General features: G+C 69.8%; 6 protein-coding genes. 3 read left to right on the top strand and 3 right to left on the bottom strand.

Translation table 11 applies throughout. The features are described 5' to 3' along the window. Positions 1-525: 525 nt before the first annotated feature. Together ABZ078_RS25200 and ptsP are read left to right on the top strand one after the other, a co-directional pair. Positions 526-975, top strand: a complete 450-nt coding sequence (locus tag ABZ078_RS25200; RefSeq protein WP_356578652.1) for a PTS glucose transporter subunit IIA — start codon at positions 526-528, stop codon at positions 973-975. Between the two features lie 82 nt (positions 976-1,057). Beyond that, on the top strand, positions 1,058-2,728 hold the full coding sequence (ptsP, locus tag ABZ078_RS25195; RefSeq protein ID WP_356578650.1) for a phosphoenolpyruvate--protein phosphotransferase: 1,671 nt from the start codon (positions 1,058-1,060) through the stop codon (positions 2,726-2,728). 70 nt (positions 2,729-2,798) lie between these two features. On the opposite strand, the gene ABZ078_RS25190 is transcribed toward ptsP, so the two are convergent. Next, positions 2,799-3,692 carry a hypothetical protein gene (locus ABZ078_RS25190; protein ID WP_356578648.1) on the bottom strand — a complete coding sequence of 298 codons (894 nt, stop codon included), beginning with the start codon at positions 3,690-3,692 and terminating at the stop codon, positions 2,799-2,801. A 129-nt stretch (positions 3,693-3,821) separates the two neighbouring features. Continuing rightward, the gene (locus ABZ078_RS25185; RefSeq protein ID WP_356578647.1) at positions 3,822-5,789 is read right to left on the bottom strand and encodes an acetoacetate--CoA ligase; all 1,968 of its coding nucleotides are present in this window, start codon (positions 5,787-5,789) and stop codon (positions 3,822-3,824) included. Positions 5,790-6,000: 211 nt separating this feature from the next. Here ABZ078_RS25185 and ABZ078_RS25180 point away from each other — a divergent pair, with 211 nt between their 5' ends. Next, a complete protein-coding gene (locus ABZ078_RS25180) occupies positions 6,001-8,379 on the top strand; it encodes a TIM-barrel domain-containing protein (protein WP_356578645.1) in 2,379 nt (792 codons plus the stop codon). Here the strand turns inward: ABZ078_RS25180 and ABZ078_RS25175 are convergent. Further along, positions 8,370-8,906: an NUDIX domain-containing protein gene (locus ABZ078_RS25175; RefSeq protein WP_356578643.1), complete on the bottom strand. Its 537-nt coding sequence runs from the start codon at positions 8,904-8,906 to the stop codon at positions 8,370-8,372. The two genes, ABZ078_RS25180 and ABZ078_RS25175, sit on opposite strands and share 10 nt — an antisense overlap. Positions 8,907-8,988: the final 82 nt, after the last annotated feature.

Raw genomic sequence — 8,988 nt, 5'->3', positions numbered from 1 at the left:
TCCAACACCACGAGAGCGGAACAGTCGAGCGGAATAAGCCCGACCGTTCACAGCGTCCTCGCTGTGTTTTTTCAAAGGAACCTCGCCCCAGCAGGTGCTGGAGACGGGGTATCAACATATCTGGCGTTGACTTTTGGCACGCTGTTGAGTTCTCAAGGAACGGACGCTTCCTTCGTACTCACCCTCTCGGGCTTTCCTCCGGGCGCTTCCCTTCGATGTTTCAAACTCTATCAGGGTTTTTCCGTCTCTCTGACCACCGTCCTGCGGGCATGCAGGAAGTGACCCAAAGATAGGATCTGATGAGTTTGATGCTGTCGAGCGGGGACGCGTAGCTGCGTCACTCAGTCCCGAGCAGGAGTACGACTGTACACGCGACCGCGGAGCCGGTGCAAATCGATTTGAGGTATGGTCTAGACCACTCGTACGCTCGCGCGGAACCGGCACTTCAAGTGACATACCCTGCTGAACAGCCGTCCTGCACAGGCAGCGACGGCCAAATTGATCTCCACCCCTGGGAGGCTTCCCATGACCACCGTGACGTCCCCGCTGGCAGGACGCGTCGTCGGACTGGCGTCCGTGCCGGATCCGGTCTTCTCCGGGGCCATGGTCGGCCCGGGCACCGCCATCGATCCCGTGCGTGAGCCCTCCGAGGCCGTGTCGCCCGTGGACGGAGTCATCGTCTCTCTCCATCCGCACGCCTTCGTGGTCGTGGACGAGCAGGGTCACGGTGTGCTCACTCATCTCGGTATCGACACCGTGCAGCTCAACGGCGAGGGCTTCGAGCTGCTCGTGAACAAGGGCGACACCGTGACCCGCGGCCAGGGCATCGTGCGCTGGGACCCCACGGCCGTCGAGGCAGCCGGCAAGTCCCCGGTGTGCCCGATCGTGGCCCTCGAAGCCACGGCCGAGGCCCTCTCCGATCTGCGTGACAACGGCGATGTGAAGGCCGGCGACAGTCTCTTCGTCTGGAAGTGACGCGGGCGCCGTCATGCGACGGCAAGTAGGGACGACAACCACCGCGGCGGCAGGACCCGCCGCACTATCGGAGACGGGTGAAATGGAGACAACGCTGCGAGGCGTCGGCGTGAGCCACGGTGTGGCGATCGGCGAGGTTCGGCACATGGGAACGGCGGTCCTCGAGCCGCCTGCCAAGCAGATCCCGGCTGAGGAAGCGGAGCGTGAACAGGGGCGCGCTCGCAAGGCTGTGGAGGCTGTGGCAGCCGACCTGATGGCGCGCGGGAATCTGGCGGGAGGCGAGGCCCAGGCGGTCCTTGAGGCGCAGGCCATGATGGCCCAGGATCCCGAGCTGATGTCGGACGTGGACCGGCGTATCGCCGTCGGCAGCACGGCCGAGCGTGCCGTGTACGACGCCTTCGCCGCCTACCGTGAGCTGCTGGCCGGAGCCGGCGAGTACCTGGCCGGTCGTGTGGCCGACCTCGATGACGTGCGGAATCGTATCGTCGCTCGTTTGCTCGGGGTCCCGATGCCGGGTGTCCCGGACAGTGACGAGCCCTATGTCCTCGTTGCCCGCGACCTCGCCCCGGCCGACACGGCGCTGCTGGACCCGACCCTGGTTCTCGGCTTTGTCACCGAGGAGGGCGGTCCGACCAGCCACAGCGCGATTCTGGCGAGGGCGCTCGGTGTACCGGCCGTGGTCGCGCTGCCGGGTGCCGGTGAACTCGCCGAGGGCACGGTCATCGCCGTCGACGGCAGCACCGGCGACATCTTCGTGAACCCGAGCGATGAGAAGAAGGCGGAGCTCGAGGCCGCTGCCGCTGCGCGCAAGGCCGCGCTCGCGGCGTCCACGGGTCCGGGTGCCACCGCCGACGGTCACAAGGTGCCGCTGCTGGCCAACGTCGGAGGACCCTCCGACGTGCCGGCCGCGGTCGAGGCGGGCGCTGAGGGTGTCGGGCTGTTCCGTACCGAGTTCCTCTTCCTGGACGACAGCAAGAACGCTCCCTCCGAGGAGAAGCAGGTCGAGGCATACCGACAGGTTCTCGAGGCCTTCCCCGAGGGCCGTGTCGTCGTCCGTGTCCTCGACGCGGGCGCGGACAAGCCGCTGGACTTCCTGACGCCGACCGATGAGCCGAACCCGGCGCTGGGTGTGCGCGGGCTGCGGACGCTGCTGGACCACCCCGAGGTGCTGCGCACCCAGCTGACGGCGCTCGCGAAGGCGGCCGAGGGACTGCCCGTCTATCTCGAGGTCATGGCCCCGATGGTGGCGGACCGTACCGACGCCAAGGCGTTCGCGGACGCGTGCCGTGCGGCCGGGCTGCAGGCGAAGTTCGGCGCGATGGTGGAGATTCCGTCGGCCGCGCTGCGTGCCCGTTCGATCCTGCAGGAGGTCGAGTTCCTGTCGCTGGGGACGAACGACCTCGCCCAGTACACCTTCGCCGCGGACCGGCAGGTGGGTGCCGTGTCCCGTCTGCAGGATCCGTGGCAGCCCGCGCTGCTCGACCTGGTCGCGCTGTCCGCCGAGGCGGCGACGGCCGAGGGCAAGAGCTGCGGCGTCTGTGGCGAGGCGGCGTCCGACCCGCTGCTCGCGTGTGTGCTGACCGGTCTGGGCGTCACCTCCCTGTCCATGGGCGCGGCGTCGATTCCTTACGTCCGGGCGACGCTGGCGAAGTACACGCTGGCGCAGTGTGAGCGTGCCGCCGCGGCGGCACGTGCGACGGACAGCGCCGAGGAGGCGCGCCAGGCCGCTCAGGCGGTGCTGTCCGGCGAGTAGCCCGTGCGGGACGGCTGCATGCTTGTTCGTCTGGGGCGCTCCACTTGTGGGTGGGGCGCCCCAGACGCATTCAGTGGTGGTGTCCCGGCGTCGCTTCGTCATCGCCGAGATCCGGCGGTACGCAGTAGTCGACGCCCGATTCCGGCGGGATGAGGTCTCCGGATTCGATGTCGGTGCAGTAGGCGTCGAAGACCTCGCTCGCGGTGAGGGGCTCCAGACGGTCGCCGCGCAGGCGCCATCCGTAGATGCGATCGGTTGTGCCGGGGGCGCTTGTTCGCATGACGAGTCCGCCGGGGCTGCGGGTGGCGAGGCCGAGGGCCAGGACCGTGGTGAACTCCAGGGCCTCGGCCTCGTCCAGGTGGGTGGCGCCCTGGGTGTCTTCGTCGGCATGCAGGACGGAGACGAGTGTTTCTGGGGTTCCGGTGACGCTGCAGACGAGGTGTCGGCTGCCCGCCTGGGCCGTGTCCAGGATGCGGACGAGGAGGTTCGAGGCTCGGGTGAAGGCCGCGCGACCGATGTCCTCGCCGCAGGTGGGGCACGCGCCGAGTCGTGCCAGGAGCGTGGAGGCGTACTCCCAGGTGGCTTGTCGGACGGCTTCGTCGACGAGGGCCGGGACGAGGTCGGCCAGTGGCTGGCCGTCGAAGGGGATGGTCGGTCCTGTGGCCGCGAGCTCGGCGGTGAAGCGCGTGCGGCTCGACGGGATGTCGGGGTCGAGGCCGGTTTCGGCGCAGAAGTCGGCGTACTCCTGCGGGTCGAAGAGTGCGATCGTCGTATGAGTGCCTTGGCAGGCCCGTGCCCTGAGAAGGGCCTCCACCTGTTCCAGGTAGATCTTGTGGTCGTCGAAGGTGAAGCTGCGGTAGAGCCGCATGGCACGGAAGTCGTGCTCGTCGGTCAGCAGACCGATCGTGCCGGCGATTTCGCGGCGCAGGGCGCGTCGCATCGTCTGGTGGTCGGTGTGCGCCATGGTTTCCCCCTGTTGCTGTGCAGTCGATCAATGCTCACTCACAGTAACCGGGGGCACTGACAACGGCGCCGGGGTGAGGAGCCGGCCTCGGACTCGCCGTGGTTCGGGAGGACGAGGCCGGCGCGGGGGTCAGGCGCGTTTGCGGGCGAGTTCCTCGTAGAAGCGCAGGAGGTCGAGGTTGTCGATGGAGCCCGGATTGACCGCCTTCTCGAGGGGGGTGCCTTGCAGGAGGCGCTTGACGGGGACCTCGATGCGCTTTCCGGTGAGGGTGTGCGGGACTCCGGGGACCTCGATGATCTCGTCGGGAATGTGACGGGGTGAGAGCTGTTCGCGGATGGTCTGCTTGATGCGGTTCAGCAGGGCCTCGTCGAGCACGGCTCCGGGGACCAGGTGGACGAACAGGGGCATCCAGTAGCCGCCGTCAGGCTGTTCGATGCCGATGACCAGGGATTCCTTGATCTCGGGTAGGCGCTCCACAGCTTCGTAGATGTCGGCCGATCCCATGCGCACGCCCTGGCGGTTCAGTGTCGAGTCGGAGCGTCCATGGATGACGACGGAGCCGCGTGAGGTGACGGTGATCCAGTCGCCGTGCCGCCACACGCCGGGGTAGGTGTCGAAGTAGCTGTCGTGGTACCGGCTGCCGTCGAGGTCGTTCCAGAAGTGGATCGGCATGGACGGCATGGGGTTCGTGACCACGAGTTCGCCCACCTCGTCGATGAGCGGTCTGCCGCTGGGATCCCAGGACTGGAGGTCGGTGCCGAGGCCGGGGGCCTGGAGCTCGCCCACGTACACGGGCAGCGTGGGCACGGCTCCGGCGAAGCAGGAGCACACGTCCGTGCCTCCGCTGACGGAGGCGATCCACAGGTCGTCGCGGACCTCGTCGTGCAGCCAGCGGAAGCCGTCGGGCGGCAGCGGTGATCCGGTGGTGGCCACGCACCGCACCTGGGTGAGGTCGAAGTCGCGTGCGGGGTGCACTCCGGCCTTGCGGCACGCCATGACGTACGCGGCCGAGGTCCCGTAGAGGGTGGCTTCCGTGCGTTCGGCGACGCGCCACTGGGCGCCCGTGTCGGGATAGCCCGGGCTGCCGTCGTAGAGGACGATCGTGGTGCCGGTGAGGAGGCCGGAGACGAGGAAGTTCCACATCATCCAGCCTGTCGACGTGTACCAGAAGAAGCGGTCCTCAGGACCCAGATCGCAGTGCAGGCCGAGTTGTTTGAGGTGCTCGACGAGGATGCCGCCCTGCGACTGGACGATGGCTTTGGGCAGGCCGGTGGTGCCGGAGGAATAGAGCACCCAGAGGGGGTGGTCGAAGGGCACCTGCTCGAAGACGGGTTCCTCGTCGGCGGTGGTGAGGGCCGACCACTCCAGGGCGCCTTCGGGGGCGCTGGTGCCGAGCAGGGGGATGTGGACGACGGCTCGCAGGGTTGGCAGTTCGCTGCGCAGTTCGGCCACGATGTCGCGGCGGTCGTGTTCCTTGCCGCCGTAGCGGTAGCCGTCGACGGTGAACAGGACAACCGGTTCGACCTGCTGGAAGCGGTCGAGGACGCTGCGGGCGCCGAAGTCGGGGGCGCAGGAGGTCCACACGCCGCCGACCGCTGCCGTGGCGAGGAGGGCGACGACAGCCTGCGGGATGTTCGGGAGGTAGCCGCTGACGCGGTCTCCGGGGCGGACGCCGAGGGCGCGCAGCTCGGCGGCCAGGGAGCCCACCTGGCGGCGCAGCTCGGCCCAGGTCACGGGACGGGGCTCGTGGGATTCGTCGACATACAGGAGCGCGGGTTCGTCGGCGCGGGTCGCGGCGGCGCGCAGGGCGTGCTCCGCGTAGTTCAGTGTGGCGCCGGGGAACCACTGGGCGCCGGGCATCGAGCGGTCGCCCAGCACGCGCGCGTAGGGGGTGGAGAAGCGTACGTCGAACCACTCCGTGACGGCTTTCCAGAAGGTGTCCAGTTCATCGACCGACCAGCGGTGCAGGGCCGCGTAGCCGCCCTCGGAGGGGGCGCCGTGGCGTTCGGCGGCCCAGGCCTGGAACTTGGTGACTTGAGCCTGTGTGATGCGCTGCGGGTCTGGCTGCCACAGCGGCTGGGGGTTCACGGTCGACATGGGGCGGCTCCCGGACTGTGCGCGTCGTGTGCGTCCTCCGCGCACGGCGGGGTGTGCGCGTGACGCGGATGACACGGACGATGCCATGTGATCGACTTCTGCACCAGGGTGCGCCGCACACAGTCCGTGTCGTGAAGATGTGGTCCCAGCACAGGTGAACGGCAGTTGAACGGCGCACGCGCGTGGGGCGGGCAATGGCAGGCTGAGCAGCATGGACGGTCGTGACCTGGTGCGTTCGATGAGGGTGGTCGGTTCTGTGGGAGCGGCCCAGGGTTTGCGTACCGTACGGGCGGCGTGGCGCAGGAAGCGCGCCGACGCCGAGGGACTGCAGCCCCGGGGTGCCGAGCGCGCTCGGGTACCCGGGCTCGTGCAGGAGGTGCGGCCCGCTCCGGGCGGTGGCGTCATCCGGTTCAGCCGGTCTGAGCTGCGCATCGCCGTCACCGTGCACGGGGCCGTGTTCTGGGGGTGGGACGGGGCGGCTCCCGAACCGTCGTACGCGCTCGCGGGCCGCTGTCCGGAGCCGGATCCCCGGGCGGTGCTGGAGCCTGACAAGGACGGTGGCTGGCGGCTGGTGGCCGAGCGGGTGACGGTCGTGATCTCGCGGCACGGTGCCGTGGAGGTGCAGACGCCCGGTGGTGTGACCCTGCGCCGCGATCTGCCGCCGCGCTGGTGGGAGCCCGTCGGCGGTGGGCCGGCGCGGTGGATGCAGCGCTCGGAGGTGGCCGCGGACGCGCGGTTCTTCGGGCTCGGGGGGCGGGCGTCGGGGCCCCGGCTGAGGGACGGGACGTACCGGCTGTGGAACACCGACCCCGGCCGGGCGTTCGGCCCCGGCGACGACCCGCTGTACATCACCATGCCGGTGCAGCTCGTGGTGGCGGACGCGGCCACGCATCTGATGTTCCACGACAGTTCGTGGGACGGCACGGTGACGCTGCGGGAGGGCGAGGAGGGTGCCGGTTCCGGGCACGACCGGGCGGGGACGAGCGAGCTGCGGATGGACGGCGGTCCGCTGCGCTGCTGGGTGGTGGTGGGCACCCCCGCGCGCGTGCTGCTCGTCTGGGCCTCCCTCACCGGTGCGGCTGCGCTACCACCTGCGTGGGCGCTGGGCCACCATCACGCGCGGTGGGGGTTCGGCAGTGAGCAGGAGGTGCGGCGGATCGTTGCGGGTTACCAGGAGCGTGATCTGCCGCTGGACGCGGTCCATCTGGACATCGACCACTACGACGAGCACCAGGTGTTCACGGTGGACCACGAGGGTTTCCCCAAACTGCCACAGCTCGCGGAGGAGTTGCGGCGGGACGGGATCCGTCTGGTGTCGATCGTCGATCCGGCGGTCAAGGCGGCGCCGGGTAACGCCGTGTATGACAGCGGGACTGCCGAGGACGCGTTCGTCAGGGACGCCTCCGGGCGGCTCGTGCGTGGGGTGGTCTGGCCCGGGGAGTCGGTCTATCCGGACTTCACGCACGCGCGCGTGAGGCGGTGGTGGGGTGGCCTGTACGAGGAGCGGCTGGGGCAGGGCTTCTCGGGTTTCTGGCACGACATGAACGAGCCGACCTCGTTCGCCGCCTTCGGGGAGTCGACGCTGCCGCGGTCGGCCCGGCACTCCCTGGAGGGGCGCGGCGGGGATCACCGGGAGGCGCACAACGTCTACGGCCTGTGCATGGCCAGGGCGGGCTACGAGGGGCTGCGCGAACTGAGCCCGGAGGAGCGTCCCTTCGTCTTCTCGCGCTCGGGATGGGCCGGCCTGCAGCGTTACGGAGGGACCTGGTCCGGTGACGTGGCCACCGGTTGGCCCGGGTTGCGCGCGTCGCTGTCGCTGGTGATGGGCCTCGGGCTGTGCGGTGTGCCCTACTCGGGGCCGGACGTGGGCGGATTCGATGGGAGTCCCTCGCCGGAGCTGTATCTGCGGTGGTTCCAGCTGGCGGCGTATCTGCCGCTGTTCCGTACGCACGCGAGTCTGCGGGCGGGGCGCAGGGAGCCATGGGAGTTCGGTCCGGAGGTGCTGGAGCACGCGCGCGTGGCGCTCGTCGAGCGTCGGCGGCTGCTGCCGTACTTCGTGACGCTGGCCCATCTGGCCCGCCGCACAGGGGCGCCGTACGTACGTCCGACGTGGTGGTCGGCGCCCGAGGACCGGGCGCTGCGCGATTGTGAAGATGCGTTTCTGCTGGGCGACTGTCTGCTGGTGGCGCCGGTGCTGGATCCGGGCGCCGACCGCCGTGCGGTGCGGTTGCCGCGCGGGCGCTGGTACGACACGGCGACGGAGCGGGTGTTCGAGGGGCCGGGGCAGGTTCTCGTGGACGCGCCCCTGTCCCGGATCCCCGTGCTCGCGCGCGCGGGCGCGGTCGTTCCCGTGCGTGGGGACGACGGTGCGCTGGAACTGGAGGTATGGGCGCCCGCCCCGGGGCGCACCGGGGGCGGGCTGGTGGTGCCGGATGCGGGTGACGGCTGGGACGAGCCCGAGATCGAGCGCTACGTCACCCGCTGGCAGGGCCGGGAGCTGGTCGTCGAGCAGGAACTCGAGGACGGTGTGACCGCGTCGCCGTATCCCGTCCGCGTACGCGGGCTCGGCGAGCGGGGGGCTCAGAGGTAACGGCCCTCGAAGAAGGCGCGTACGGCGAGCGTGTGCAGCGGGAAGGCGAGCTCCTCCGGCCTATGCAACAGGTGCCAGCCTTCGGTCTCGCCGGTGGCCGCCGACGGGGGCAGGCGGTCGGCGGGCCGTTCCGGAAGGAGGCCGAACAGCAGCAGGTGCCCGTCGGGGGAGCTCATCGCGTCGACGAGACGTACGTCGCGGCCGGCCGCGTCGATGCCGGTCTCTTCCTTGAGTTCGCGGACCACGGCCTGTCGCCAGTCCTCGCGGTCGTCGATGAAGCCGCCGGGAAGGGCGATGCCTCCGCGCGCGGGGTCGGTGGTGCGCGTGATGACGACCAGGGCGGTGCCCTTCGTGTCGTACACGGGCTGGAGTGCGACCGCTACCGGAAGCGGATTGCGGTAGGCCACGGTGCCGCACGCGGGGCAGGTGCGGGGCCAGCCGGAGACGCCCTCTCCGTAGGGCGCGCCGCAGCTCGAACAATGGGAGTCCGCTGCGGAGTTGGGGGCGGAGTGCTGAGTTTCGGACACGCCGCGGACTGTATCCGATCAGTGGAAGGGCGTCTTCCGGGGGCCGGACAGGTGTGCCTCGTGAGGGATTTCGAGGGGCCGG

The sequence above is a fragment of the Streptomyces sp. NPDC006385 genome (assembly GCF_040612485.1).
Lineage (GTDB): Bacteria > Actinomycetota > Actinomycetes > Streptomycetales > Streptomycetaceae > Streptomyces.
This window is presented reverse-complemented; position numbering and strand designations above follow the sequence as displayed.

Excerpts from the sequence above, each read along its gene's own strand:
- ABZ078_RS25200 (WP_356578652.1), top strand. The coding sequence starts at position 526 with ATGACCACCGTGACGTCCCCGCTGGCAGGACGCGTCGTCGGACTGGCG.
- ABZ078_RS25190 (WP_356578648.1), bottom strand. The coding sequence starts at position 3,692 with ATGGCGCACACCGACCACCAGACGATGCGACGCGCCCTGCGCCGCGAA.
- ABZ078_RS25180 (WP_356578645.1), top strand. The coding sequence starts at position 6,001 with ATGGACGGTCGTGACCTGGTGCGTTCGATGAGGGTGGTCGGTTCTGTG.
- ABZ078_RS25185 (WP_356578647.1), bottom strand. The coding sequence starts at position 5,789 with ATGTCGACCGTGAACCCCCAGCCGCTGTGGCAGCCAGACCCGCAGCGC.
- ptsP (WP_356578650.1), top strand. The coding sequence starts at position 1,058 with ATGGAGACAACGCTGCGAGGCGTCGGCGTGAGCCACGGTGTGGCGATC.